The organism is Deinococcus rubellus, from assembly GCF_025244745.1.
Taxonomy (GTDB): Bacteria; Deinococcota; Deinococci; order Deinococcales; family Deinococcaceae; genus Deinococcus; species Deinococcus rubellus.
The window spans coordinates 1,432,770-1,459,739 of sequence record NZ_CP104213.1 but is presented as its reverse complement, the minus strand read 5'-3'; the positions used below and the strand labels follow the sequence as shown (position 1 = coordinate 1,459,739).

Here is a 26,970-nt window from a genome sequence, read left to right as displayed (position 1 = left end):
CATGGCTAAGGTCCAGCAGGGTCGGCAGAAGGACTGGTGCAGGCATCTCACGGCGGCGGCGACGGCAAGTCTGCTGCTGGGCAGTGCCCAGGCCCAGTTCTTCACGCCCTCGTTTCAGAATTACCAGAGCTTCGCACAGCGTTCGGTGGGGTATGTGGCGGCCACCATCAAACCCGAGTTCACCGCCCAGGCCGTGCGGCAGGCGCTTAAGCCCCCGGCGATCCCAGTCAAGTACAAGTACGCCCTCTCCAGAACCGACTTCGCCTTCAAGGGACGCCCGACCCAGCAGAAAAACTGCGCCGCGATGGTGACAAAGCCCAGCGACCAGCAGCAGATGGCTCAGGTGTGCCTCCAGCTGTTCAACGCCGCCCAGACCATCCCGGAGCTTCGGAAAAACAACCTGGCTGCTGGCCTGACCCTGCTGATCAGCCTCAGCCTTCAGGTGCAGACCGGCGCAGAGCTGACCAGCACCGAAATCGACGCCCTCCAGCGCGGGCTGAACGACGTGCTGGTGGACACCGGGGTGATGCAGGGCAAACCGGGCGACATTCAGGCGATGTACGAGACCTCGGTGATGACCGGCGCGTTGATCATCGGCATCGCCCAGAACGGCGCGGACGACGGCAACGCCGATCTGACCAATACGGCGAAGACGCTGGCCGCGATTGTCCTCAAGGGCATGAAGTTGAACTAGACTCTGGAAACGATGTTCCAGACCCGGCCCGGCCACACCGCCTACACGTTTACTGATGTCCGCGAACTGCTGGGCCGCGCCTCGGCGCAGAAATCGGGTGACGAACTCGCCGGGCTCGCCGCCCGCAGCGCCGGGGAGCGGCAGGCCGCCTGCGCCCTGCTGGCCGACCTGCCGCTGCGAACGTTGCTCGACGAACCGCTGATTCCCTACGAGGCCGATGAGGTGACGCGCCTGATCGTGGACAGCCACGACGCCCACGCCTTCGCGCCGATCAGCGGCATGAGCGTGGGCGGGCTGCGCGACTGGCTGCTGTCGGCCACGCCCGAACAGCTTGCGGCGGTGCGCGGCGGCCTGACTCCCGAGATGGTCTCTGCCGTCTGCAAGCTGATGCGCAACCAGGACCTGATGCTCGTCGCCAGCCGCTGCGAGGTCGTGACCCGTTTTCGCAACACGCTGGGCCTGCGCGGGCATTTTTCCACCCGGCTGCAACCCAACCACCCCACCGACGACCCACGCGGAGTGCTGGCCGCCTGCCTGGACGGGTTGATGTTCGGCGCGGGCGACGCGGTGATCGGAATCAATCCGGCGCTGGACAGCGTGGACGCGTGTATGAGGTTGCTGCACCTGCTCGACGAACTTCGCCAGACGCTCAATATTCCCACCCAGAGCTGCGTCCTGACCCACGTGACCAACACCATGCAGGCCATCGGGCGCGGCGCTCCGGTTGATCTGGTATTTCAGAGCGTCGCGGGCACGCAGGCCGCCAACCGAGGCTTCGGCATCGATCTGGCGCTGCTGGACGAGGCTCATGCCGCCGCCCAAAGTCTCAGTCGCGGCACACTCGGGCAGAACGTCATGTACTTCGAGACCGGGCAGGGCAGCGCACTGAGCGCCAACGCCCATCACAGTCTCGACCAGCAGACCTGCGAGGTGCGGGCCTACGCGGTGGCGCAGCGTTACGCTCCGCTGCTGGTCAACACGGTGGTGGGCTTCATCGGCCCCGAATACCTCTATGACGGCAAGCAGATTATCCGGGCAGGTCTGGAAGACCACTGCGCGGGCAAATTGATGGGGCTGCCGATGGGGGTGGACGTGTGCTATACCAACCACGCCGAGGCCGATCAGGACGACATGGACGTGCTGCTGACCCTGCTGGCCGCCTCAAATGTCAACTTCGTGATGGGCGTGCCAGGCGCGGACGACATCATGCTCAATTATCAAAGTACGAGTTTTCATGACGCCTGGTACGTGCGCGAGTTGCTGGGCCGCCCGCCCGCGCCGGAGTTCGGGGTCTGGCTGGAGAGTGTGGGATTGACCCGCAGTGGACGGCTGAGCCTGCCAGGGGCCGGAACCCCGCTCAGAGAAGCGCTGGGTGCGCTGGGAGCCGGATGAGCGAACTGGACGAGACGACACCCTGGCAGACCCTACAAGCCTTCACCGACGCCCGCATCGCCCTGGGCCGGGCCGGAACTTCGCTGCCCACCCGTGAGGTGCTGAAGTTCGGTCAGGCCCACGCCGCCGCCCGCGACGCGGTGTGGACCGCCGCCGACTTCGGGCCGCTGCTCGAGGAGTGGCCCGACGCCGTGGAAATTCGTTCGCAGGCAGGCAGCCGCGCTGAGTACCTGCGTCGCCCGGACCTGGGCCGCCGGTTGCACCCAGACTCGAAAGCCCTGCTGGCAGCGTCGAACCTCCCTACCCCAGATGTGCTGATCATCGTGGGTGACGGGCTGAGCGCCGCTGCCCTGGCACATGCCCCGGCCCTGCTGCGAGAACTGCTCCCGCTGCTGGGCAGGCTGAGCGTTCAACTTCTGCTGGCCCGGCAGTGCCGGGTGGCCCTGGCCGACGGGGCGGGCGAGTTGCTGAGGGGCGGGGTCAGCCTGATTATCCTGGGCGAGCGCCCCGGTCTCAGCAGCTTCGATAGCCTGGGCGCATACCTGACCTTCGCGCCGCGCGTCGGTAAACTCGACAGCGAACGCAACTGTGTCTCCAACATCCGGCCCGGCGGTCTGGAGATTCCACAAGCGGCCCGGCGCACGGCTTACCTGCTGCGCGAAAGCTTGCGGCGTGAACTGAGCGGGGTGACCCTCAAGGACGAGAGCGGGAGGATACTGGACGCGCCTCTGCCCCTTGACCCCCTCCCCTGCCCTGCGCCACAATGCCCGCAGCGTTGATCCGCAGAGAGTAGCCCGGTAAACGTGTTCACGAGCGAGCCTGAGACGGTGGAAGTCAGGCGAACACGGCGGCGTGAACAGGCGGCGGGGAGCGCGGGCCGAGATCAACAACGCCCGACAACTTCAACAAAGTGCCTCGCCCAGCGCGGGGAACTGGGGTGGAACCGCGCAAACCATACTGCGCCCCCAGACGGAGAACCAACACCGTCTGGGGGCGGTTTGCTGTTTTCCATATCCCATATCCCCCGAAGGAGACCGCCATGCCCGCAACCTCGATGGAAGAACTCGTCAGCCTGTGTAAACGCCGGGGCTTTATTTTTCAGGGATCGGAAATTTACGGGGGCCTGCAAGGCTTCTACGATTACGGCCCGCTCGGCGTCGAACTCAAGAACAACATCAAGGCCGCCTGGTGGCGGGCCAATGTCTATGAACGCGACGACATGGAGGGCCTGGATTCCAGCATCATCATGCACCGGCTGGTGCTGCGCCACTCGGGCCACGAAGCGACCTTTTCCGACCCGATGGTGGACAACAAGAAGAACAACAAGCGCTACCGCCTCGACCACCTGGTCAAAGACCAGAAGGCGGACGTGATCGCCAAAGTCGCCCAGGAAATCGGCGAGGATGCGAGCAACTTCCCGGCAGTGGTGGCGGCACTGGTCGCAAACCCGGCGAAGGCGAGTCAGGCCCTCAAGACGGCAGGTGTGCGCGACGCTTTTTCCGGCGAGGTGGGCGACTGGACCGAGCCGAAGCCCTTCAACATGATGTTCAAGACGACCATCGGCCCGGTGGCCGACGAGGAGAGCTACGGCTACCTTCGCCCGGAAACCGCCCAGGGTATCTTCACCAACTTCAAGAACGTGGTGGACAGCACCTCGCGCCGCCTGCCCTTCGGCATTGCCCAGATCGGCAAGGCGTTCAGAAACGAGATCACACCGCGAAATTTCATCTTCCGGGTGCGGGAGTTGGAGCAGATGGAGATCGAATTTTTCTGTACGCCCGGCACCGACGAGAACTGGCACGCGCACTGGCTCGAAAAACGCCTGAGCTGGTGGGAGGCCCAGGGCGTGCCGAGGAGCAAGATCGAGATTCTGGACGTCCCGAAAGAGGACCTGGCCCACTACTCCAAGCGCACCTACGATCTGATGTACGACTACCCCACCCTCGGGTACGAGGAGATCGAGGGCATCGCCAACCGCTCAGACTACGATCTCGGCTCGCATACCAAGTCGCAGGCTGAGCTGAATCTGGTTGCCAATGTGGCCGAGAACAACGACAGTATTGCCAAGCTGACCATCCCACACCCGGACACCAACAAGCCCGTCGTGCCGTTCGTGATCGAGCCGTCGGCGGGGGTAGACCGGGCACTGCTGGCGGTGCTCAGCGAGGCGTTTACCAAGGAGACGCTGGAGAACGGCAACGAGCGCATCGTGCTCAAGTTCAGGCCACACCTCGCGCCGATCAAGGTGGCGGTCATTCCGCTGGCCCGCAACAAGCCCGAGCTGGTCGAACTGGCCCGCCAGATCAAGTCCGATCTGCAAAAGCTGGGGCTGGGCCGCATCCTGCTGGAAGACAGCGGCAACATCGGCAAGGCCTACCGCCGCCACGACGAGGTGGGCACGCCCTACTGCGTCACGGTGGATTTCGACACCATTGGACAGAGTAGCGGCGACCAGAGCGGGGACGAGAACCTCAAGGATACCGTGACCATCCGTGACCGCGACACCTTGCAGCAGCAGCGCGTGGCGATCAATGAGCTGGCAGGCTGGCTCCAGGCAAAGCTGAAGTAAAGCGCTGACAACCGAATTTCTGAGACGGCAGGCCGGGGCAAACCCCTCGAGCCTGCCGCGCTGATGTCCAACCATACGGTTCCGTTTGTTTCCTTCTTCCGTTGTTTTGTATTGGGCAGAATAGATGCCCGGCTGGACGCCTGCCCGCTGGTCCGATGAAACTGGTCTTGAAAACCGGTTTCATCGGAGTCGCCATCAAGCGATTGCGGCCTCGGCTCTGGATCACGGCAATCTCATTGTATGGCCTCGTACCGACCAGGGGCCAGAGGTTCTTTAAGCTGGCAGCAAGTCAGAGGAGAAGGGCCTTCAAAAAGCCCAAATTCGCAACGGTATCTCCGCCCTTTTTGAAGAGCGTGGGGCCGGGAGCCGAAATCTGCTCTGTGACTTAAAAGGAGCTGCTTATGTTCAAGAAAACCCTGCTTTTGACGACAGCCATGGTTCTCGCTCCCTCGGCGTTCGCCGCTGCCGCGACCTCTATGCTGCCCAACAACAGCATCGCCGGAATCGTGGTGAGCAATCCCGATTTCAGCACGTTGCTGGCGGCAGTGGAGGCAGCCGGTCTGACGGAAACACTCAACGGCTACGGCCCCTTCACGGTGTTTGCGCCGACCAATGCTGCTTTCGCCAAGATCCCGGCCGATCAGCTCACGGCCCTGCTCAACGACCCGGCCAAGCTCAAGGCCGTGCTGCTTTACCACGTCGTGCCAGGGAAAGTCATGGCGGCGGACGTGGTGACCATGACCAGCGCCACGAGCCTGGAAGGCTCCCCGCTCAACATCATGGTCAACGGCAGCACCGTGATGGTCAATGACGCCACCGTCACCGCGACCGATATTGCGGCGAGCAACGGCGTGATTCATGTGATCGACACCGTGCTGATGCCGCCCAACTGAGGCAGGCTGGAACGGACAAACCACAGATGAAAAAAGCGCCGCACCCTGCTGACAGGTGCGGCGTTTTTCTTTAGGCTCGACTCAAATGCTGATCTCGGCGAACCTCGCGTTCTCCCGAATGAACTCCTTGCGCGGCCCCACGTCGGTGCCCATCAACGCCTCAAAGACCTCGTTGGCAATGAGCAGGTCTTCGATACTGACGCGCTTGAGCACCCGCCCCTCGGGATTCATGGTGGTGTCCCAGAGCTGGTCGGCGTTCATCTCGCCCAGGCCCTTGAAGCGCTGAATCTCGTACTTCTTGCCTTCACGGCTGGCCTGCGCCACGTGCTTTTTGAGCTGGTCTTCGGCGTAGAGGTAGGTGCCCTTGTTGGCGCTGGTCTGGCGGCCCACCATGATGCGGTAGAGCGGCGGCTGGGCGATATAGAGGTGGCCCTGCTCGACAATCGGACGCATGTAGCGGAAGAAAAAGGTCAGCAGCAGCGTGGTGATGTGCCCGCCGTCCATGTCGGCGTCGGTCATGATGATGATCTTGTGGTAACGCAGGTTAGAGAGGTCGAAGTGTACGTTGTCGCCCGTGCCTTCCACGCCCGCCCCAATCGCGCCGATTAACGAGCGAATCTCGGCGTTCTTGAGAATCCTGTTGAGTTCAGCCTTCTCCACATTCAGGATCTTGCCGCGCAGAGGCAAAATCGCCTGGAAGCGCCGCTCGCGTCCGCCCTTGGCCGAGCCGCCCGCCGAGTTGCCTTCCACAATGAACAGTTCGCTCTCCGCCGGGTCCTGCGAGGAACAGTCGGCCAGCTTGCCGGGCAAGTCATCGTTTTCCAGCGGGTTGCTGCGGCGAATGATGTCGCGGGCCTTGCGGGCGGCCTCGCGGGCACGGGCAGCCTCAGCGGCCTTCTCCACGATGGTCTTGCCGATCTTGGGATTCTCCTCCAGGAATTCGGCGAACTTGTCGCCCACCACGGCGTTCACAGCGGTCTGCGCTTCACTGTTGAGCAGCTTGACCTTGGCCTGCGACTCGAACTGCGGCTCGCCCAGCTTGACCGACACCACACAGTAGATGCCTTCCAGCAGGTCGTCGCCGCCGGGAATGGGGTTCCCGGATTTGATCATGTTCTTGTCGCGGGCGTACTTGTTGAGAATGCGGGTGTACGCCGTCTTGAAGCCGGTGAGCGGGGTGCCGCCGTCGCGGGTCCGGATCATGTTGGCGTAGGTCAGGATGTTGTCGGAGGAGTAGGTGTTGGCGTGGATGAACGCCACCTCCACCTCCACGCCGCTGTGGGTGCCGCGCATGACGATGGGCTGGTCGTAGAGCAGCTTGGAGTCGTCGATGACCAAGGCGCGGGCGAAGTTGGCGATGCCGCCTTTTTCATGGAAGGTTTCTTCCTTGATCTCATCGCCGTGCAGCGCGATGCGCTCGTCACGCAGCACGATCTTGAGGCCGGTCAGGTAAGCCAGTTCCCGCAGGCGACCCCGGATGCGGTCGTAGTTGAAGCTGTTGTCGAACTCGCTGAACACCTCGGCGTCCGGCAGGAAGCTGACCTTGGTCGCCCAGCGAACATCCTTGGGGGTGTCGCCCAGCACCTCCAACGGGATAATGACGTCGCCGCGCTCGAAGCGGATGTGGTAAAGCTGGCCGTGCTTGTTGACGGTCACATCGAGGTAGGTGCTCAGCGCGTTGACCACGCTGCTGCCGACGCCGTGAAGCCCGCCGGACACCTTGTAGGCACCCTGGCCGAACTTGCCGCCCGCGTGCAGCTCGGTAAAGATGACCTCGATGGCGCTGCGGCCCTCGGACTTCATGATGTCCACCGGGATGCCGCGCCCGTTGTCGGTGACGGTGGCCGCGCCGTCCTCGTGCATGATGATATGCACCTCGTCGGCGAAGCCCGCCAGGCCCTCGTCGATGGCGTTGTCGATGATTTCGGTCATGAGTTGGTGGTAGCCGTCCACGCCGGTGCCGCCCTGCACGTACATGCCGGGGCGCTTGCGAACAGCCTCCAGACCTTTCAGGACGCTGATCTGGCTGGCGTCGTATTCCTGGACTTCCGGGGTGGTGCCGATATCGGGTAAATCAGATGAGGTCATGAAGCTCCTTTTCTGTTATGGGCGTAGCTTTGAGCAGACATCGCGTGCGGCAACTTTCTCGCCACTGGACACGCTTCTGGTGGACTCCATAGTGTAGCATCTCGCAACACTCTGGTCAAGAAAATTACGCTGTGAGCGAAAAGCCTGACGGCGGTTTCACAAAGCGTTTTTTGTCGTCTGGGCGCGGCTTTTCGGGTGGCATCCGGCATCTGCCCTGCCGATTTCGCTCTAGGCTGTGGACATGGACCTGTTGCGCGCCCTGCACGATTTTTCGTTCAACACCTCGCTGGCCAAGCTCTTTCCCAATCTGTTCACGCTGGCCTGCCTCATTCTGCTCGTCTGGAGCGTTGTTCCGGCCCTGCGCGGCGTGGTGGACCGGGGCTTCGTGCTGCTCACCCGACTGAGCTGGGCCATCTTCTTTCTCTACGGCCTCAGCGGCGTGCTGCTGGCCGTTTCAGGCCTGAAGGTCGCCAGCGCCGTTGCCGAGGCGGGCAAGACCGTCACCCGCTACGGCTTTCTGCCCGATCCCAAGCGCAACCTGGAGCACTGGATGTACACCATCTTCGCGCTGGCCAGCCTGTACTTCATCGAGGTGCTGATCGCCGGAAAGCTGATCGACCGCCGCAAGGGGCTGTACTTTCTGCCGGTGGTGACGCTCTTCTTGTGGGGCTGCGCCTACATGATCGGGCGGGTGGCGATCTTTCCGGGCGAGCAGCAGGCGACTGGGCAGTAGAAAAGCGGGCAGACTCAGGCGTCCAGTCCGCTTTCCTGGGCCGCCTCTCCCCCGCTGAGCACCTTCAGCACTTCCCGCAGGGCCGGGCTGTCCTCGGCGCTCACGCCCTGCCGCTCGGCCAGGTAAGCGGCCACCCACGCGCCGAAGTACCACAGTGCCAGTGCGCCGGGGTAGCCGTCCGCGCCGTCCGGAAACGGCACCTGTATCACCTCGTCGATGCGGGTTTCGAGCACCTCGCGGGCCAGGGTCAGTTCGGGCGTCTCGTCACCCAAAATCAGCGCCACCTTGCTGTCGCCCTTCTCGTGCTGGGCCTCGAAGGCTCCGGTCAACAGATACAGCGGCTCCAGTTCGAAGGCGATGCTCAACACCTTGCCCACGCGGGCCAGCAGATGCTGCCAGATGTGGACCAGGGCGGTGTCCTCGGGGGCGGCCAGCAGCAGCGGCGTGCGCTGCCAGAGGGTCCAGGCCAGGTCGCGGGCGGGGTTGCCGTCAGCAATGTCGGGGGCACATTTGGCGGCGAGGTCGCTCAGCAGCGTCTCGGCCCGCTGGGCTTCCTCGGCGTGGCTGCTGGCATAGGCGGCAAACTGGGCCAGGTGATAGGTCGCCCCCACGCCTGCCGGAGCCAGAAAATTGAGATCGCGGGTGGACATTCCCTCGGCCTGCACGCCCGCCCGCACCACCGCCGCGCCGCTAACCTCGGCCAGTCCGGCGTAGTCGCGCGCGGCAGGGCCAGCGTCGGCACTTTCCAGAATAAGTTGGGTGCCCTCACGGGTCAGGCGGCGGTCCACGAGGGTATCGAGCAAAGCGGCGGCCAGTACCCCGGCCCCGACGCCCAGCACACCGTAGGGCGCGGCCAGCGGGCGGGTCGGCCCCTGGTAGGAGGCGGGCAGGTTCAGCAGTTCAGTCATCAGCATCCCTCTAGCGTGCCACGCCGCGCCGCCCGGAGGCAAAGCACGCGGGCACACTCCAGCCCTTAGACTGACGCTATGACGTTCATCGTGATCTCCGGTTTGTCGGGCAGCGGCAAGAGTACTGCCCTCAGAACGCTGGAAGACACCGATTACTTCACCACCGACAACCTGCCGCCGGAACTCTGGAACGCACTGGGCGATCTGGCGCAGGCGCGCAGCATTGACCGCATCGCTGTGACCACCGATGCCCGTACCCGCGACTTCCTGGCGGCGGCGGGCAGCAGCCTGACCCGTCTCAAGGCCCAGCGCAGCGACGTGCGGGTGCTGTTTCTGGAAGCCGAGGCCGAGGTGCTGCTCAAGCGCTACAACCTGACCCGCCGCGAGCACCCGCTGGGCGACCCGAGCCTGATGCTCGACTTCCGGCGCGAGCGCGAGCTACTGGCCTCACTGCGGGCACTGGCCGACACCGTCATCGACACCACCCAGCTCAGCGCCGCCGACCTCAGCAAGCGGCTGCTCGACTGGCTGGGGGTGTCGAGCAGTTTCGATCTGCGGCTGTTTACCTTCGGCTTCAAGAATGCCCCGCCGCGCGACGTGGACCTGGTGCTGGACATGCGTACCCTGCCCAATCCCTACTACGACCTGGACCTGCGCTCCCGCACCGGGCTGGACGAGGCGGTGGCCGACTACGTCTTCCAGAATCCCGAGAGCGAGGCGTTTTATCAGCACACCCGCAGCTTTCTGCACGACGTGGCCGAGCGCGCGCGCGACAGCGGACGCCACAGCTACAACGTGGCCATCGGCTGCACCGGCGGGCAGCACCGCAGCGTGGCGGTGGCCATGCGCCTGGAGCGCGATCTTCAGGACCTCAGCGCCCGCGTGATCGACCACCGCGATCTGCCCAATGCCGGGAGCATATGACGGTGCAAAAGACCCAAAAGCCTGCCTCGCCCGCCTTTCCCAACCCCGCCGAGCAGGCCGGGCGCTGGTCGCGGACGCTGAGCAATTTCAAGTCGGCCAACCACGGCCGCCGGGCCAAGCGCTGGCTGACGCCCGGCATGGGCATCAAGCGCTGGTTCGTGCTGTTCGGCGTGTGCACCTTCGTCGGCGCGGTGGGTTTTTTGCACTTCACCTGGACCGGGCCGCTGCACTTCACCGCCACCGCCTGGATCTTGTGGCTCAACAACTTCACCAAACCCGAGGTGCTGCCGCTGTGGGTGGTCGGCGTGGTCGTGATGGCGCTGGCCTTGATCGGCGCGCTCACCTCCATGACCATGCTCAACCGCTCGGTGCTCAGATCAATTGGCACCGACCCCAGCGAGGCGGTCAACGTGATCTACTCGCGCACCACCCTGGCGCGCGGCCCCAGGATCGTGGCACTGGGCGGCGGCACCGGACTGTCGAACGTGCTCTCGGGCCTCAAGCGCTACTCGTCGAACCTCACCGCCATCGTGACGGTGGCCGACGACGGCGGCAGCAGCGGACGGCTGCGCGAGGCGCTGGGGATGATCGCCCCCGGCGACCTCACTGACTGCTACGCGGCCCTGTCTGACAGCCCGGTGCTGGCCCGGCTGCTGCTACACCGCTTTGCCAGGGGCGAGGGGCTCGAGGGCCACACCTTCGGCAACCTGCTGCTGGCGACCCTGTCTGAAGAGCAGGGCGGACTGGGCGGCGCGATGCAAGAGATTCACGAGGTGCTCAATGTCTGCGGGGCAGTGTATCCGTCCACCACCCAGCCGGTGACCCTGATCGCGCAGCTCAAAAACGGCCAGGAGGTGCGCGGCGAGAGCCACCTGGCCGGCGCAGGCGGCGTGGGCGCGGGGGTCATCGGCATTCAGGAGGTGCGGCTCGACCCGCCGCAGCCGCCAACCCTTCCAGCGGTGATTGCGGCCATCGCCGCCGCCGAGCTGATCGTGCTGGGACCGGGCAGCTTGTTCACGTCGATCATTCCGGCGCTGCTGGTGCCTGACATTCAGGCGGCCATCCGGGCGTCCGGTGCGCCGCTGGTGTACGTGGCCAGCATCATGACTGAACCTGGCGAGACCGACGATCTGACCCTGGACGACCACGTGCGGATGATCGACCGTCACCTGGGACGGGTGCCGGACGTGGTGCTGGTCAACGACGCAGCAGTGCCCAGCGCCGTGCAGGAGCGCTACCGCGCCGCCGGGGCCAGCCTGATCGCGCCGCACAGCTTCGATGCTGCCCTCAAGCTCAGGCTGCGCCACACGCCGATGCTGATCGGCGAGCAGGCCCACCACGACCCGCACCTGCTCGCCAGCGCCCTGACTGGCCTGCTAAGTGGCGGACGCGGTCACGCCCGGCCCCGGCACACCCAGACCAGCTCGCCACAACGACCCTAAACCAGACGGGGGTTCGGGCAGAGAGCCGCGCCAGCTTCCAGCACACCCAAGCCACCGACAAATGCTCTAACGTGAGGCCATGACCTCCTCGCCAACCCAGGACGCCGAATTTACCCGCAAGGTGGCACTGGGCATTCTCAGCACCTTGCAGCACAAGGGCCTGATCGGCTCTGCCGAGGTGGACGCCATTTTGCGCGCCGCCATGCCCAAGCCGCCCGGCCCGCTGGCCGTCACGCCCGCCTCGCCGCCGCCCAAGTCCGATACCAGCCGGGTACGCCGCGAAGCCCTGCCGCCGCCGGTCTTCGATATCGAGCTGTGAACTGAGAGCGCCCTCCTGGGTCAGTCCGAGTCGCCAGTCAGGGCACTCAGCAACCGCAGCGCTTCGGTGAGGCGGTGGGCCTGCACACGGGCCGCCAGACGGGCCTGCTCGGCGTCGAAAGCGTGGCGCGATAAGGTCAGGGCGTCGGCCCCCGAGCGGCGCAGTTGCTCCTCACCCAGCTTGGCGTCGCGGTAACGCTGGGCCATCTGCTGAAAGGCGGTCTGGTGGACGCGGGCAGCTCCCAGGGTATGTTCCATCTGGGCGGCGGCCTCGCCCTCGGCCTGAACCAGTGCGGCGCGGGCACCCTGGACCCTGGGATCGCTGGCGTCGCCTGCCTGCCATTCGGCGTAATTGAGCTGGTGGCGGGCGCGCAGCACGTTGGGGTGCATCGGCACCGCCAGCGCGAAGCGTGAAGCTTCCAGACTGACGATAGAACTCTGCGGATCGTCCTCGGCCACCGTCTCATCGACCAGGGGCGAGAAAGCGTCCAGAAAGGCGGCGGTCTGCGAGAGCATCAGCTTGTTGTGGGCGAGGCGCGGCCCCACCTTGTGCCCGGCCCGCGCCTCGCTGCCGACCTCCTCGACAGTGAGGCGCAGCACCTCGCCCTGGGCACGGGCGCTGCGGACCTGATCGGCCACCTCGATGCGGGCGTGCTCGGCGCGCAGGTTGCTGAGCAGTTCCTCGGTTTCCCAGCGCCGCACCTCGGCCTGGGTGGCCTGCACGTCCCACTCGGCGGCGCGCTCCAGATTTTTGAGGTCCGGATTGGCCCGGATGCCCTCCAGACTGCGGGCGGCGATCTCGGCGTGGGCACGGGCCAGCAGCAGCGGCAGATCGTGGGCACGCCGACCCCAGCGCACTGGCCCCGGCGCAGGCGCGATGGTGCCGGTGCTGGGCAGCGCGGGGCTGGGGGTCGATTCGGCAAAAGAGGCCAGCGCAGTGGTCGCGCCTTCCAGCCAGCGGTCTGCGCGGGCGTCGCCCATGTTGTTGCGGAAGATGGTGTACACATCTTGCAAGACGGCCACCACGTCGCGTGACCCCAGCGGGCGAATGGCTGGCCAGCCCCGGCGGACCACCGCGCTCTCGATGATCTGCTCGGCTTCACGCACGCCCATCTCGACGGCCAATAGGCTTCTCAGCCATTCACGGTAGGAATCGTTCATTTAGAGGTCCTTCTGGAATGCAGCGGGCACAGCGGGCATTGACTCGGCGGGAGCGGGGCAAACAGCGCAGGACAGACGGTAAGGGTTCAGCTCAGAGAGCAGTGCAGCGTTCACGCCGGACGGCATTCTACGGACTACTGCTGACTGGCGCGCTGGCGCAGCGCCTCATAAAGCACCAGCGCGCCCGCCGTCGCCACGTTGAGGCTGTCGGCCCGGCCCAGCATGGGAATGGTCAGGTGAATATCGGCGGCAGCCTGCCAGAACGCGCTCAGGCCCGCGTGTTCGGTGCCCAATAGCAGCGCGGCGCGGCCTGAAAGCGGCGCGTCCCAGTAGGTCTGGGTCGCCTGCGGTGTGCAGGCCAGCAGGGTAAAGCCCCTCGCGCGCAGCCAGGTGAGCGCCGCCTGCGGTTCCAGCACAACCACCGGTTGGGTAAACACACTGCCCTGCGAGGCGCGGATCAGGTTGGGGTTGCCCAGGTCGAGGCCGTCGCCGACCAACAGGGTGGCGTGCGCTCCCGCCCCGTCGGCACTCCGCAGCAGCGCGCCCACATTGCCAGGCTTTTCCAGACCGTCGAGGACCAGCACGCTGGCCTGTTCGGGCGGTTCGGGCAGCGGGCGGGCTTCCGAGCGGGCCAACGCCAGCACCCCGTCGGGGCCTTCGCGGAGGCTGATTTTCTCGAAGGCGGCGCGGCCCAGTTCGGTGATCGGCAGGCCAGTCTCAAGCAGCCCGGCCCAGGGCAGGGCGCGGGCGTCTTCGCTGTGGAGGTCGGGGCAGGTGTAGACCGCCTCGATCGGCACGCCCGCCGACAGGGCGCGGGAGAGTTCACGCGCGCCCTCAATCAGAAAAACACCTTCCCGCAGCCGCTCCCGGCGCTCGCGCAGCCGGATCAGGCGCTTGAGCTGGGCATTGTGTAGAGAATGAATGGGAACGGTCACCGGGGCATTATGCCGCGTCGGGGGAAAATTGGTCTCTCCACCGGGGGCTTGGAGCGCTCAGGCAGGCCCGCTGAGTTCACGCACGAACTCGCGGGGCTGGTCCACGATGCAGCTTAAACTCCGGCCCGGCCAACTCTATTCCCTCGCACCCGCTTTCCGCCGCAGCGCTGCGTCTCCACCATCTGCCCACCTGCTTGCCTTACGCTGAAGACCAACCCCAAACTGCCCCTCTGGAGAATGTCATGACGATCAAAACCCTGCCCGTCGCTCCTGGTCTTCCCCTTCTCGGCAGCCTCATCCCGATGGTGCGCGACACCGAAACCTTTCTGGCCCACCAGTACCGCCGTCTGGGACCGTGTTACCGGGTCAGGATTCTGGGTCAGTCGCTGGTCGTCGTGGGCGGCCCCACCGCCGCCGAGACGATGGCCAACAACGCGGGCGAGATTGACGCCTGGGACACCTGGGAAGGCATGATCCGCGAGTTTGGGGGCAGGCAGGTGCTGACCATGCTGGAGGGGGCCGACCACCTCAAGTACCGGGCGGCGGCAAGGAACGGCTTTGCCAAGAGCCGGGTGCTGGAGCAACTGCCGCTGATCATGAGCCTGACCCGTCAAGCCCTTGACCAGACCCACGTCAGCGGCCACCTCAAGGTCGTTGCGTTCGCGCAGCGGCTGGTGGCCGACTGCATCGGCACCCTGACACTGGGACGCCGCCCCGGCCTCCACCTGAGCGACTTCATCACCTACTGGCACACCCAGCTGGCCGTGCATCTCATCGGCTCGGCCCGGCCCTCGGCGCTGCGCCGCGCCGCTTACCTGAAGGCCCAGCACAGTGCCCGCGCCATCGCCCAGGATATTCTCGATCAGGCTGACACGCCGGAGGGCCTGCCTGCCCTATCGTCGACCTACGTCGCCGACCTGCGTGCCCTGATGAACGAGCGCCCCGATCTGCTCAACCGCGACGAGTTGCTGTTTATGATGCTCATCCCCTACATGGCCGGTCTGGATACGGTGGTCAGCGTTTTTTCGCTGTGCCTGTATGAGCTGTACCGCCGCCCCGAGATCTTGGCACGGGTACAGGCTGAGGCGCGTCCACTCGTTGAGGCTGGCCTCCCTGCCGCCCGACTGCGCGAACTGAAGGTGCTGCACGCGGTGGTGCTGGAAGTCATGCGGCTCTATCCCATCGCCAACAATCTGCCCCGCACCGCCAAACAGGATTTTGAGATTCAGGGCTTCCCCATCAAGAAAGGCGAGAAACTGCTGATGGCCCTGTTCGCCGCCCAGCGCAACCCAGAACTCTTTGCCGACCCAGACCGCTTCGACATCGACCGCTTTCTGGAACCGCGCCACGAGCACAAGCAGAAAGGAGCCTTCCAGCCTTACGGTGCCGGAGCGCACACCTGTCTGGGGGCGGGCATGGCCGAGGCGCTGCTGGCCACCATGCTGGCGACCACCGTCACGCATGGCCGCTTTGAGCTGTTTCCCAGAGACTTTAAAATGAAACCGTTTCACTCGGCCAACCTCTCGCCCGACGCCCGCCTGACCCTCAGACGGCTCCAGTAAATGGCGTGACCCACTGTTCCGGCTGAGCCTGCCAAACCAGGCGTCGCCGGTCAATCGACTTCTTCGTCGCCAGCGAAACCCAGCCTCGCATCCCCGCAGCGACGCTGCCGTCGTCTGTCATTTCACCCGTACACCCATCTCCCCTGACGGTGTAGAATACGATGTTTACCCAGAAGCGCTCCCTCTGCTTCTGCCCTCAACGTATCCACGGCGGCCCCAGACCCCATCCACCGCCAGCCCAAAAGGAAGGTTCCCGGTTTGCAAAACCTGATTGTGCGCGGTGCCAGAGAACACAACCTCAAGAACGTGACGGTGGAATTGCCCCGTGACAAGTTCATCGTCATCACCGGGGTGTCGGGCAGCGGCAAGAGCACGCTGGCCTTCGACACCATCTACGCTGAGGGCCAGCGAAGATATGTCGAGTCGCTCTCGGCCTACGCCCGGCAGTTTCTGGGCCTGATGGAAAAGCCCGATGTGGAGAGCATCGAGGGGCTGTCACCGGCCATCTCGATCGACCAGAAGACCACCTCGCACAACCCGCGCAGCACGGTGGGCACCGTCACCGAGATTCACGATTACCTGCGCCTGCTGTACGCCCGCACCGGCACGCCCTACTGCCCCGTCTGCGGGCGCAAGATCGAGCGCCAGAGCCCCACCGAGATCACCGACAAGTTGCTGGCGGGCTTCACCGATCAGCGGGCCATTCTGCTCGCGCCGCTGGTGCGTGGGCGCAAGGGCGAGTACCGCAAGCTGTTTGCCGACATCCGCCGCGAAGGGTATGCCCGTGTGCGGGTGGACGGCGTGCTGTACGAACTCGACGAGGCCGAGAAACTGAAGCTGGAGAAGTTCGAGAAGCATGATGTGGACGTGGTCATCGACCGCCTGACAGTGCGCGAGTCGGACCGCTCCCGCCTGGCCGAGAGCGTGGAACTGGGACTGCGGCGCGGTGAAGGCCTGCTGCGCGTCCTGTTTCCTGATTCCGGTGCCGAAGAACTCTACTCCGAGAAATTCGCCTGCCCCGAACACGGCAGCGTGCTGGAGGAACTGGAACCCAGGTCGTTCAGCTTCAATAACCCCTACGGCGCGTGCCCCGACTGTGCGGGCCTGGGCAGCAAGCGCGAGTTCTCGCCGGACCTGATTATCGACGACGCGCTGAGCATCGCTGAGGGCGCGATTTTGCCCTGGAGTAAGAAAGGTACTGGCGGCGGCGTCTACTACTGGGACAAGCTCAAGGCCCTGTCCGAGCACTTGAGTTTCGACCTCAAGACACCCTGGCGTGATTTGAGCAAGGCGGCGCAGAAGTCCATCCTGCAAGGCCCCGGCGAAGCCTTCGAGGTGGTCTACCGGCGCGGCGGCAAGGAAACCATGCGCTTCATGACCGAATTCGAGGGCGTGCTGGTCAACTTGGAGCGCCGCTACGCCGAGACCGAATCGGAATTTATGCGCGAGAAACTCGAAGAGATGATGGAGCTGCGGCCCTGCCCGACCTGCGGCGGCACCCGCTACAAGCCCGAGATTCTAGCAGTGCGGGTCGGCGGCCTCAACATCGCCCAGGCCAGCGGCATGAGCGTGCTCGACGCCGATCAGTTCTTCAGGGAACTCCAGGACGGCGAGGTCAACCATGAGGTCATCAAGTCCTACCTCGGCCAGCACGACGGCGGAGAAGCCAGAATCGCCCGGCCCCGGCACTACGAGTACGGCCTGAGCGAGTTCGGCGCGGCGGTGGCGGCCCCGATTCTGCGGGCCGTCCGCACCCGGCTGACCTTTCTGGTGGACGTGGGTCTCGATTACCTGAGCTTGGATAGAACCGCCAACACCTTATCGGGCGGCGAGGCGCAGCGCATCCGGCTGGCGACCCAGGTGGGTTCGGGCCTGACCGGCGTGCTGTACGTGCTCGACGAACCCAGCATCGGGCTGCACCCCAAGGACAACGGGCGGCTGATCGAAACCCTCAAGCGATTGCGCGACCTCGGCAATACCCTGCTGGTCGTCGAACACGACGAGGACACCATGATGTCTTCGGACTACGTGGTGGATATGGGGCCAGGCGCGGGCGTCCACGGCGGCGAGGTGGTGGCCGTCGGCACCCCCGCCGAGATCAAGGCCAACCCCGACAGCCTGACCGGCAAGTACCTGCGCGGCGAACTCAGGATCGAGGTGCCCACCAAGCGGCGGCGCGGCAACGGCAAGCGCCTCAAAGTCATTGGCGCGCGCGAGCACAACCTCCAGAACGTCACCCTGGAGGTGCCGCTCGGCACCATGACGGTGGTGACGGGGCCGAGCGGATCAGGCAAAAGCACCCTGATTCACGACATCCTGCATGCCACCCTGGCCCGCGACCTCAACGGAGCCAAGACCACACCCGGCAAGGCCGACGCCATCACCGGCATCGAATATCTGGACAAGGTCATCGAGATCGACCAGTCGCCGATTGGCCGCACGCCGCGCAGCAACCCGGCCACCTACACTGGCGTGTTTACCGAGGTGCGCGATCTGTTTACCCGCACCCCGGAAGCGCGGCGGCGCGGCTATCTGGCCGGACGCTTTTCCTTTAACGTCAAGGGCGGACGCTGCGAGCACTGCAAGGGCGACGGCGTGATGAAGATCGAGATGAACTTCCTGCCGGACATCTACGTGCCCTGCGAGGTCTGCAAAGGCGCGCGCTACAACCGCGAAACGCTGGAAGTCAAGTACAACGGCAAGACCATTGCGGACGTGCTGGACATGACGGTAGAGGACGCCCACGCCTTCTTTGAGCCGATTCCGACCATCGAGCGCAAGATGCAGCTGCTGTGCGACGTCGGACTGGGCTACATGAAGATCGGTCAGCCCTCCACCACCTTATCGGGCGGCGAGGCGCAGCGCATCAAGCTGGCGTCCGAACTCAGCAAGCGCGCCACCGGCAAGACCATCTACATTCTCGACGAGCCGACGACCGGCCTGCACTTCGAGGACGTCCGCAAGCTGATGGAAGTGCTGGAACGGCTGGTCGAGGGCGGCAACACCCTCATCATCATCGAGCATAATCTGGACGTGATGAAGTGCGCCGACTGGATCGTGGACCTCGGCCCGGAGGGCGGCGTGCGAGGCGGCACCATCGTCGCCACCGGCACGCCCGAGCAACTGGCCGCCCACCCGACGAGCTACACTGGCGAGTTCCTCAAACGGGTACCGGGCATCGTGCCGAGCAGCAAGCCGCTGGTCAGCGTCAAGCCTGACCCGCTGACCGAAGCCGAGCGCCCTGGGGTGGACCCAGACGGCCTGACCGACGCGGGCGAACTGGAGGCCACCGGAGCCGTGAAGAAAGCCAAACCCAAGGCCGCATCCAAGAAAGTACCGTCCAAACGCGGCAAGAAGCAGATCGAGGCGCTGGATGATCTCCTCGACGATGAGGACGCCGAGCTGATGGCCGTAGACGCGCCGCACAAGAAGACCGCGTGAGTGCAGCGCGCGGGATGAGTGGGCAGGCCAGGCACGCCACCTTCGTGGCGTCCATGTGGGTGCTGGGGCTGGCCTCGCTGGGCGTGCTGGCCTACGCCATGACCTTGCCACTCGACTGGCAGCAGAAGCTGGTCGTGTGGATCGTGCTGACCTTTATCGCCGACGAGGCAGGCAACTGGTTCGGCTACAGCGCCGTGCCGCTGGGCATCATTCCGCTGGGGGCACTGCCGTTTTTGCCCATTGCAACGGTGCCGGAGCAGTGGTGGGTGATCTTTCCACTGATCACCGGAGCGCTGCTGGCCGCCCTGGTCGTGAAGCACGCGGGCGGCCCATTGGTGCTGCCGTTCGCCGCCGCGCTATTTGCCCTGCCGATTCTGGCGGCGGCCCGGCTCGCGCCGCTGCTCGATCCCACCATCAAGTTTCCGGCCAATGCCCAGTTTCAGAAACTGGCTTTCATCGCGGCGGGTATCGGCTTACTACTGAGCCTGATCCGGCAGGTCGCAGCGGCGATGGTGCGGGCACGGATGGAGCGGCCAGCCCGTGTGCCGAGGCTGGAGCCGGTGGCGACCGCAGGAACCGTTTCACTGAACAAAAAAAACTGAAATTCAATGTCGAGGACGGCCCCACTTCTTTGAGGTTGGGGCCGTTCTCATAACAGCTCAGTGGTCTTGAGGTGACCAGAATGAAGCCGCTCAGCCCGTCTTGCACCGCCCGCCCGACATGCAGAGCACTTGAGCCTGAAGGCAATACCTCAGAGCGTCAACAAATCGTACCCCTTGTCAGTCACCACCAAGGTATGTTCGAACTGGGCGCTGGGCTGGCCGTCCGCCGTCACCACTGTCCAGCCATCGGCCAGCAATTTGGTTTCGGCACGGCCCAGGTTAATCATCGGCTCGATGGTGAAGACCATACCCGGCGAGAGCTTCATGCCGGTTCCGGCGCGGCCCACGTGCGAGACAGTGGGTTCCTCGTGAAGGCGGTAGCCGATGCCGTGGCCGGTGTACTCGCGCACCACCGAGAAGCCGCGTGGCTGGGCGGTGGCCTGAATTGCCGCGCCAATATCGCCCAGGTACGAGCCGGGCCGGACGGTTTCCAGCGCCGCGTCCAGGCTGGCGCGGGTGGCGTCCACCAGCTTCTGGACCGGCGGGGCCACCGCGCCCACCGTGTAGGTGTGACAGGCGTCGCCGTAGACCCCGCCGAGCTTGACGCCGATATCCACGCCGATGATGTCGCCCTCCCGCAGCTTGCGGGGAGTGGGAATGCCGTGACAGATGACCTCGTTGACCGAGGCACAGATGGTCGCCGGAAAGGGATTGTTGCGCGGGCCGTAGCCGACGTAGGCAGGCACCGCGCCGCACGAGCGGATGAAGTCCTCGGCAATCTTATCGAGTTCCTGAATGCTGGCACCCGGCACGACGTAAGGATCGAGCAGCCGGAAGGTCTCGGCCACCAGCGCCCCCGCACGGCGCATGAGTTCGATTTCGCGGGCGGTTTTCAGGGCTACTTTGCTCATCTCGGCGTCAGGCTAGCACGCGGCTGCGCGCGGGGCCGGAGCCGTTTCACCTTCCTGGCGGGCATCTGCCTTGTGCCAACCGTAAGACTCCGCGAAGTTCGCTGTCATGGCTGGAGCGTAAGCTGAAGATCTTGCCGCCCGCCGCAGACTTCTACCGACAGCTTTAAATCCATCTGGCCCCGGCCCGCGTATATCTAATCAGAAGCACGCACTCGCCCTCACCCCCCACGCACTGCCACCAAGGAGACCCCATGACCAAGTTGCCCCCTGAGCCGGACCAGAACGCCGCCAAGCCCGAACCGTCCAGGATCGTCAATCCCCGCCGCGAATTTCTGCGGAGTGCGGGCCTGTTTACCGGCACGGTGGCAGCCCTCGGCGGCGGCCTGGAACTGCTCAGCCGCAGGCCCGGCGCGGTGGCCGAGAGCGTCGTGCCCGGTCTGGTGGGTCAGGCCAAGCGCCCACTGGGGCCGTACGACGTGTCCGATCCGGTGACGCCCTACCAGCAGGCCACCACCTACAACAACTTCTATGAGTTCGGCACCGACAAGGCCGACCCGGCCCGGCTGGCCGCCACCCTCAAGCCTCGCCCCTGGACCGTCAAGATCGACGGCGAGGTCAAGAAGCCGATGACGGTGGACATCGACACCCTGCAATCCTGGTTCCCCCTAGAAGACCGCATCTACCGAATGCGCTGCGTGGAGGGCTGGTCAATGGTGATGCCCTGGCTGGGCTTTCCGCTGGCGGGCCTGATTCGCCGCCTCAACCCCACCAGCAAGGCCAAGTACGTGCAGTTCACAACGCTGCTCGACCCCAAGCAGTTTCCTGGCCAGCGCTCCGACGTGCTGACCTGGCCCTATGTGGAGGGACTGCGACTCGATGAAGCGCTCAATCCGCTGGCCTTCATGGCGGTGGGGCTGGCGGGCCGGGTCCTGCCGGGGCAGAACGGCGCGCCGCTGCGGCTGGTGGTGCCCTGGAAGTACGGTTTCAAGAACATCAAGTCCATCGTGCGGATCACCTTCACCGAGAAGCAGCCCAAGACCACCTGGAGCATCGCCGCGCCCGATGAGTACGGCTTTTACGCCAATGTAAACCCCAAGGTCGATCACCCGCGCTGGAGTCAGGCCACCGAGCGGCGCATCGGCGATCTGGGACGGCGACCCACGCTGATGTTCAACGGCTACGCCGATCAGGTCGCCTCGCTGTATTCGGGCATGGACCTGAAGAAGAACTTTTAAACGCCATGTCCAAAGCCTCCCCTTCCCCGGCAGCCAGCCTCACCAAGAGTAAGCCGCGCCGCAAAACCAGCAAATTCGGTGGCCTCGGCCCAGGCATCGTGGTGGGCGGTCTGGTGCCGATGGCCGTGATGCTCTGGGACGCCCAGACCGGTGCGCTGGGCGCGAACCCGGTGCAGCGCCTGCAACTCCAGACCGGCATTCTGGCACTGGCCCTGCTGATCATCTCGCTGGCTGCCACGCCGCTAAGGCTCGTCACCGGCTGGACCTGGCCCGCCCGCGTCCGCAAGGCGCTGGGGCTATTGGGCTTTCTGTACGCCACCCTGCACGTGCTGGTGTATCTGGTCGACAAGGGTATTCTCAACGGCGACTTTGGTCTGTCTACTGTGCTGGACGACATCGTGAAGCGGCCCTTCATCACAGTGGGCTTCGTGTGCTGGCTGCTGCTCATCCCCCTGACCCTGACCAGTTTCAAAAATTCGGTCAAGAAACTCGGCTTCGAACGCTGGACGCTGCTGCACCGCCTGGTGTATTTCATCGTGGCGCTGGGCGTGGTGCATTACTGGTGGGGCGTCAAAAAAGACCATACCGAGCCGCTGATCTACGGCCTGGTCGCGGCCATGCTGCTGGCGCTCCGGGTGATTTTCAAGGATTACCGAAGCAAGAAGAAAGTGAGTGGGACAGGAAAAATAGTGGCACCCTGAATTTTCAAGTCACTTGCGGCGGCGTGGGCGGGGGCCTGTGCCGCTTTCTCGTTTTTCGGTGTTTTCCCAAGCTGCACAACACAGGCCGCCCTACTCCAGCACTTCCCGCAGCCGCGCCATGTTCCCCGTCCACACTTCGCCGTCCTCAGTCTCGGCCCAGAACTCTGGCAAATCCGAGTTTGGACCCGCCACGCGCTCCAGCGCCTCACTCGCCAGCTCACGCATCGGCTCCAGCTCACCCGCTTCCAGTTGGCCGAGCCAGTCGCGCAGGGCAGCATCGAAAATGGTCCCAGTGTCACCTGAAAGATGCGCAGCCAGAACCTCAGCGGCGGCGACAGCCCGCGCACCTTCCTCCTGGGCCACGAAATCGGTGTCAGGATCGAGAACGACCTCGAAGGCTTCTTGCAGGGCGAACGCGCCGTCTTCTAGCACTTCCTGAAGAAACATCTTGGCGGCGTCGTTGTCGAAGGCGGCAGTGCCCCAGGTGTTCATGCGTTTATGGTACTCGGCGGCTGGGCAGCAACTTGCACGGCACCCAAGACAACACCCCGCTGAGCCAGGGCCGTCTTAAGTCGAGTGGCCAGGACCAGATCAGTTGTCTGCAAGTGCAAGTCATTATTCATGGCAGCACAGCAACTTGAGGAGCACGTCGGTCTGCCCCTCCAACACCCAGTCGTCTTTGCCCAACGTCCCAACGTGAAGCCTAATTTTTGCCGCTGCTCCAGCAAAACGGGCAAGTGAGCTGGAATCACCAGGATGTCTACCCACTGCAAAGCCTCGAACTCTGGGTGATCCTCAAATGCCGATTCTGTCCAGCCGTGCATGCTGGTCAGCATCGTTACATCCCCGTTTGCCAAAACCTTCGAGCAAACACCGATGACTTCGGGCCATAGCAACGGGGAGAGTTGAGGGGTGACCCAGGTCGGGGCATCGTTCACACCTCTACTCCAGCTCCGTAGCGCCGCTCCACGTACCTCTCCATCAGCTCCTGAAACTCCTCGGCGATGCGGGGGCCACGCAGGGTGGTGAGCAATTTGCCGTCTTGGTACACCGGGGCGCGGGGGTCCTCACCCGTGCCGGGCAGTGAGATGCCGATGTTGGCGTGCTTGCTCTCACCTGGGCCGTTGACGACGCAGCCCATGACGGCCACCTGCATCTCCTCCACACCGGGATACTTGGCCTTCCAATCGGGCATGGTGTCGCGGATGTAGTCCTGAATCTTCTGGGCGAGTTCCTGAAAGAAAATAGAGGTGGTGCGCCCGCAGCCGGGGCAGCTCGTCACCTGCGGCAAAAATTGCCGGATACCCAGGCTCTGCAAGATCTGCTGGGCAACTTCCACTTCCAGCTTGCGCGAGGCTCCGGGTTCGGGAGTGAGGCTCACACGGATGGTGTCACCGATGCCCTCCAGCAGCAGCGGCGCGAGGGCCACGCTGGACGCCACCATACCTTTCATGCCCATGCCCGCCTCGGTCAGCCCCAGGTGCAGCGGATAATCGCACTCGGCGGCCAGTTGGCGGTAGACCTGCCAGAGTTCTGGGGCGCTCGATACCTTCACCGAGATCAGGATCTTGTCGTGGGCCAGGCCCAGCTCCTCAGCGTAGCGTGCACTCTCCAGGGCCGATACCACCATCGCGTCGATCATCACGTCGGTGCCGGACTTGGGGCTGCCCTTGCTGGCATTGGCGTCCATCAGCCGGGCCAGCACCTGCTGATCGAGGCTGCCCCAGTTGACCCCAATACGCACCGGCTTGCCGAACTCCCTGGCGACCTCAATCATGGTGGCGAAGTTGGCGTCGTGGTGCTGGCCCGCGCCCACATTGCCGGGGTTGATGCGGTACTTGGCGAGCAGCCGGGCCGCTTCGGGAAACTCACGCAGCAGAATGTGGCCGTTGTAGTGAAAGTCGCCCACGATGGGCACGCTCAGGCCGACTTCCTCCAGGCGGGCGACGATCTCCGGCAGGGCGGCCGCAGCCTCGCGGGTGTTGACCGTCACACGCACCAGTTCCGACCCGGCACGGGCGAGCTGGGCCACCTGAATGGCCGTCGCCTCGGCGTTAGCAGTGTCGGTGTTGGTCATGCTCTGCACCACCACCGGGTGCTGGGAGCCGATCAGAACGCCGCCCACGTTGGCAGTCACGGTGCGGCGGCGGGCGGGCGAGGAAAGCGTCATGGCCCCAGTTTACGGCGGCGGACTCGGGGCAAATGGCAGGCGAACTTACCTGAGGTGCTGGCCTGTCATCTCATACGGCGGGCTGCTGAAGGTGACGCCGCCCCGTGCCCCGCCTCACTCGGTGGGCTATACTGCTGTTTGTAAAGTCCTCGTCGGCGGGGGTGGGTGAGGTGACCCACCCCTTGCCCATGAGAGAGGTGGTGAATCGCCCGCCGCGTGAGGTGGGAACAACTTATGACAACCAAAACCGACAACCTGACAACCATCGCAAGCCGCGTGCTGACCCCCCTCGGACTCGAAGTGCTGGACGTTCAGCTTCAGAATCCGGGCCGCCATCCCACCCTGTTGGTGCGCATCGACCGGCTGGACGAACAGCCCGTCGCAGTCGAAGACCTGGAAGCCGCCAGCCGCGCATTCGGTGCAGAACTCGACACGCTCGACCCGATCAAGGAAGAGTACCGCCTGGAACTGGAATCGCCCGGCAGCAAACGCCCGCTGATTCGCAGCCGCCACTACGAGCGGATGCTGGGCCTGCTGACCCGCGTGCGCGGCGAGGGCCACGCCTTTACCGCGCCCATCAAGGCGGTCGACGGTGAGCAGGTGACCTTCGACGTGCTGGGCGAGGACGTGACGCTGACCGTTGGGCAGTTCCAGGGCAACCTGGCCGAGTTTCCGCCGGAACACCGGTAGTTTTCCCGCAGCCAGGAGAATGAACCGGGTGGATTCAGCCCAGCCCTCATCACTCAAGAAAAGGAAGTGAGATGACCCAACCAGAAGTCAATTTTGCCGAGGCGCTGCGCGACGTGGCGGCGGCGCGCAACATCAACGAGCTGCAACTGATCGAAGCCTTCGAGCAGTCACTCGCCCAGGCCTACACCCGCAACGTCGAACCCGACAAGCGCATTGAAGTTCACCTTGACCCAGATTCGGGCGACCTTGAAGTGCTGATCGTGCGTGAGGTCGTCGAGAAGGTCGAGGACGAGAATCTTCAGATCTCGCTGGCCGACGCCCTGGAACTCGATCCCGAAGTGGAACTCGGCATGGAGATGGAATTCCCGGTGGACCGTGAGCAGTTCTCGCGCATCGCCCTGCAAGCCGCCAAGCAGACCCTGACCCAGAAGATGCGCGAAACCGAGCGCAACGTCGTATACAACGAGTACAAGGACAAGGAAGGCCAGGTCATCAACGCCACGGTGGTGAGGATGGACAACAAGCAGAACTACTTTGTCGAGCTCGGCTCGGGCGAGGCGATCATGCCGCCGCGCGAGCAGATTCCCGGCGAGCGGCTGCTCAACGGCAACCGCGTCAAGGTCTACCTCAAGGAAGTCCGCAAGACGCCCAAGGGACCGACCATCCTGGCCAGCCGCGCTGACGAGCGCCTGCTCGATTACCTGCTCAGGCAGGAAATTCCCGAGGTCGCCAACGGCATCGTGGAAGTCAAGGCGATTGCCCGCGAGGCCGGACAGCGCAGCAAGGTGGCCGTCTACAGCACCAACTCCAACGTCGACCCCATCGGCGCGTGCATCGGGCACCGTGGCAACCGCATCCAGGCCGTGACCGGCGAGCTCGGGCGCGAGCGGGTGGACGTGATCTTGTGGGACGCGACCCCGCGCGAATTTATCCGCAACGCCCTGTCGCCCGCCAAGGTGGGTCTGATCGAGATCAGCAGTGACCGGGGAGAAGCCACCGTGACGGTGACGCCCGATCAGCTCTCGCTGGCCATCGGCAAGGGCGGGCAGAACGTGCGGCTGGCCGCCAAGCTCACCGGCTTCAAGATCGATCTGCGCGAAACCCAGGCCATCAGCGACCTCGACGCCGCCATGCAGCAGGCCATGCAGGAAGGCGAAGCAGGGCGCGACGTGTCGAGCAGCCAGCAGGCCGCCTTCGACGCGCTGTTTCGTGACAGCAAATCGGTGGCCACCGCCTCGCCCGACGACGCCAACCTGGGAGAGTAAGCCGTGCCTATGCCCGACCTGACCCCTCTTCCCCCACTGACCCGGCATGTGCCGGAGCGCAGTTGCGTGGCCTGCCGCAAGAAGCGCCCCCAGGCGCAGTTCGTGCGGCTCGTCCGCACAGCGTCGGGCTGGAGGGTGGTGGGCCAGGCCATCAAAGCTGGCCGGGGCGCTTATGTCTGCGCCGATACACCGGGCTGCTGGGCCGAGAAGAAACTCAGGCGGGCCTTCGGCCTGCAGGCCACCTCACTCTGTTCAGAACTCCAAGAGCGCTATGAATTAACCCCTTCCTTTTCTATATCCGCTGCCCCGTCATGAGCTGCTTTGATCGCTCACGGC

At 64.6% G+C, this 26,970-nt stretch carries 24 protein-coding genes; 17 read left to right on the top strand and 7 right to left on the bottom strand.

Annotated elements, in window-relative coordinates:
* The first annotated feature begins 1 nt into the window (after position 1).
* From N0D28_RS07605 to N0D28_RS07585, 5 genes are all read left to right on the top strand, one after another.
* Positions 2-694: a DUF6683 family protein gene (locus N0D28_RS07605; protein ID WP_260561761.1), complete on the top strand. Its 693-nt coding sequence runs from the start codon at positions 2-4 to the stop codon at positions 692-694.
* 12 nt (positions 695-706) lie between these two features.
* Positions 707-2,086, top strand: coding sequence for an ethanolamine ammonia-lyase subunit EutB (locus N0D28_RS07600; protein ID WP_260561760.1), 1,380 nt, complete (start codon positions 707-709; stop codon positions 2,084-2,086).
* Positions 2,083-2,865, top strand: a complete 783-nt coding sequence (gene eutC, locus N0D28_RS07595; RefSeq protein ID WP_260561759.1) for an ethanolamine ammonia-lyase subunit EutC — start codon at positions 2,083-2,085, stop codon at positions 2,863-2,865. The genes N0D28_RS07600 and eutC overlap by 4 nt, the downstream gene beginning before the upstream one ends.
* Positions 2,866-3,125: 260 nt before the next feature.
* On the top strand, positions 3,126-4,655 hold the full coding sequence (locus tag N0D28_RS07590; protein WP_260561758.1) for a glycine--tRNA ligase: 1,530 nt from the start codon (positions 3,126-3,128) through the stop codon (positions 4,653-4,655).
* A 434-nt stretch (positions 4,656-5,089) separates the two neighbouring features.
* Entirely contained in the window at positions 5,090-5,548 is a 459-nt protein-coding gene (locus tag N0D28_RS07585) for a fasciclin domain-containing protein (RefSeq protein WP_260561757.1), read from the top strand.
* Positions 5,549-5,629: 81 nt separating this feature from the next.
* Here the strand turns inward: N0D28_RS07585 and N0D28_RS07580 are convergent, their stop codons facing one another.
* Positions 5,630-7,636, bottom strand: coding sequence for a DNA topoisomerase subunit B (locus tag N0D28_RS07580; protein WP_260561756.1), 2,007 nt, complete (start codon positions 7,634-7,636; stop codon positions 5,630-5,632).
* A 241-nt stretch (positions 7,637-7,877) separates the two neighbouring features.
* Here N0D28_RS07580 and N0D28_RS07575 point away from each other — a divergent pair, with 241 nt between their 5' ends.
* The gene (locus N0D28_RS07575) at positions 7,878-8,369 is read left to right on the top strand and encodes a hypothetical protein (RefSeq protein ID WP_260561755.1); all 492 of its coding nucleotides are present in this window, start codon (positions 7,878-7,880) and stop codon (positions 8,367-8,369) included.
* 14 nt (positions 8,370-8,383) lie between these two features.
* On the opposite strand, the gene N0D28_RS07570 is transcribed toward N0D28_RS07575, so the two are convergent.
* Positions 8,384-9,277: an SIS domain-containing protein gene (locus N0D28_RS07570; RefSeq protein WP_260561754.1), complete on the bottom strand. Its 894-nt coding sequence runs from the start codon at positions 9,275-9,277 to the stop codon at positions 8,384-8,386.
* Between the two features lie 78 nt (positions 9,278-9,355).
* Here N0D28_RS07570 and rapZ point away from each other — a divergent pair, with 78 nt between their 5' ends.
* The 3 genes from rapZ to N0D28_RS07555 all read left to right on the top strand — a co-directional run bounded on the left by rapZ (position 9,356) and on the right by N0D28_RS07555 (position 11,962).
* Complete coding sequence (gene rapZ, locus N0D28_RS07565) at positions 9,356-10,201, top strand: RNase adapter RapZ (RefSeq protein WP_260561753.1); 846 nt, start codon at positions 9,356-9,358, stop codon at positions 10,199-10,201.
* 2 nt (positions 10,202-10,203) lie between these two features.
* Positions 10,204-11,643 carry a gluconeogenesis factor YvcK family protein gene (locus tag N0D28_RS07560; RefSeq protein ID WP_312846439.1) on the top strand — a complete coding sequence of 480 codons (1,440 nt, stop codon included), beginning with the start codon at positions 10,204-10,206 and terminating at the stop codon, positions 11,641-11,643.
* A 79-nt stretch (positions 11,644-11,722) separates the two neighbouring features.
* On the top strand, positions 11,723-11,962 hold the full coding sequence (locus N0D28_RS07555; protein ID WP_260561752.1) for a hypothetical protein: 240 nt from the start codon (positions 11,723-11,725) through the stop codon (positions 11,960-11,962).
* 20 nt (positions 11,963-11,982) lie between these two features.
* Here the strand turns inward: N0D28_RS07555 and N0D28_RS07550 are convergent, their stop codons facing one another.
* Positions 11,983-13,122, bottom strand: a complete 1,140-nt coding sequence (locus tag N0D28_RS07550) for a hypothetical protein (RefSeq protein ID WP_260561751.1) — start codon at positions 13,120-13,122, stop codon at positions 11,983-11,985.
* 134 nt (positions 13,123-13,256) lie between these two features.
* Positions 13,257-14,057 carry a TrmH family RNA methyltransferase gene (locus tag N0D28_RS07545; protein ID WP_260561750.1) on the bottom strand — a complete coding sequence of 267 codons (801 nt, stop codon included), beginning with the start codon at positions 14,055-14,057 and terminating at the stop codon, positions 13,257-13,259.
* A gap of 242 nt (positions 14,058-14,299) precedes the next feature.
* Between N0D28_RS07545 and N0D28_RS07540 the strand changes: the two genes are divergently transcribed.
* From N0D28_RS07540 to N0D28_RS07530, 3 genes are all read left to right on the top strand, one after another.
* Positions 14,300-15,619 (top strand): cytochrome P450, encoded by a 1,320-nt coding sequence (locus tag N0D28_RS07540; protein ID WP_260561749.1) that lies wholly within the window; start codon positions 14,300-14,302, stop codon positions 15,617-15,619.
* Between the two features lie 258 nt (positions 15,620-15,877).
* On the top strand, positions 15,878-19,060 hold the full coding sequence (gene uvrA, locus N0D28_RS07535) for an excinuclease ABC subunit UvrA (RefSeq protein ID WP_260561748.1): 3,183 nt from the start codon (positions 15,878-15,880) through the stop codon (positions 19,058-19,060).
* Positions 19,057-19,662: a hypothetical protein gene (locus N0D28_RS07530; protein WP_260561747.1), complete on the top strand. Its 606-nt coding sequence runs from the start codon at positions 19,057-19,059 to the stop codon at positions 19,660-19,662. The genes uvrA and N0D28_RS07530 overlap by 4 nt, the downstream gene beginning before the upstream one ends.
* Before the next feature lie 149 nt (positions 19,663-19,811).
* Here N0D28_RS07530 and map read toward each other — a convergent pair whose 3' ends face one another.
* Complete coding sequence (map, locus tag N0D28_RS07525; protein ID WP_260561746.1) at positions 19,812-20,573, bottom strand: type I methionyl aminopeptidase; 762 nt, start codon at positions 20,571-20,573, stop codon at positions 19,812-19,814.
* A gap of 251 nt (positions 20,574-20,824) precedes the next feature.
* Between map and msrP the strand changes: the two genes are divergently transcribed.
* Both msrP and msrQ read left to right on the top strand, forming a co-directional pair.
* Positions 20,825-21,808 (top strand): protein-methionine-sulfoxide reductase catalytic subunit MsrP, encoded by a 984-nt coding sequence (gene msrP, locus N0D28_RS07520; protein WP_260561745.1) that lies wholly within the window; start codon positions 20,825-20,827, stop codon positions 21,806-21,808.
* Positions 21,809-21,813: 5 nt separating this feature from the next.
* Positions 21,814-22,509 (top strand): protein-methionine-sulfoxide reductase heme-binding subunit MsrQ, encoded by a 696-nt coding sequence (gene msrQ / locus N0D28_RS07515; protein ID WP_376777661.1) that lies wholly within the window; start codon positions 21,814-21,816, stop codon positions 22,507-22,509.
* A 90-nt stretch (positions 22,510-22,599) separates the two neighbouring features.
* On the opposite strand, the gene N0D28_RS07510 is transcribed toward msrQ, so the two are convergent.
* Positions 22,600-23,001, bottom strand: coding sequence for a DUF4259 domain-containing protein (locus N0D28_RS07510; protein WP_260561743.1), 402 nt, complete (start codon positions 22,999-23,001; stop codon positions 22,600-22,602).
* Positions 23,002-23,443: 442 nt separating this feature from the next.
* Complete coding sequence (gene ispG, locus N0D28_RS07505; protein WP_260561742.1) at positions 23,444-24,679, bottom strand: flavodoxin-dependent (E)-4-hydroxy-3-methylbut-2-enyl-diphosphate synthase; 1,236 nt, start codon at positions 24,677-24,679, stop codon at positions 23,444-23,446.
* A 234-nt stretch (positions 24,680-24,913) separates the two neighbouring features.
* Here ispG and rimP point away from each other — a divergent pair, with 234 nt between their 5' ends.
* From rimP to N0D28_RS07490, 3 genes are all read left to right on the top strand, one after another.
* Positions 24,914-25,369 (top strand): ribosome maturation factor RimP, encoded by a 456-nt coding sequence (gene rimP / locus N0D28_RS07500; protein WP_260561741.1) that lies wholly within the window; start codon positions 24,914-24,916, stop codon positions 25,367-25,369.
* A 71-nt stretch (positions 25,370-25,440) separates the two neighbouring features.
* Positions 25,441-26,634 carry a transcription termination factor NusA gene (gene nusA / locus N0D28_RS07495; RefSeq protein ID WP_260561740.1) on the top strand — a complete coding sequence of 398 codons (1,194 nt, stop codon included), beginning with the start codon at positions 25,441-25,443 and terminating at the stop codon, positions 26,632-26,634.
* A 9-nt stretch (positions 26,635-26,643) separates the two neighbouring features.
* Positions 26,644-26,949 carry a YlxR family protein gene (locus tag N0D28_RS07490; RefSeq protein ID WP_260561739.1) on the top strand — a complete coding sequence of 102 codons (306 nt, stop codon included), beginning with the start codon at positions 26,644-26,646 and terminating at the stop codon, positions 26,947-26,949.
* Positions 26,950-26,970: the final 21 nt, after the last annotated feature.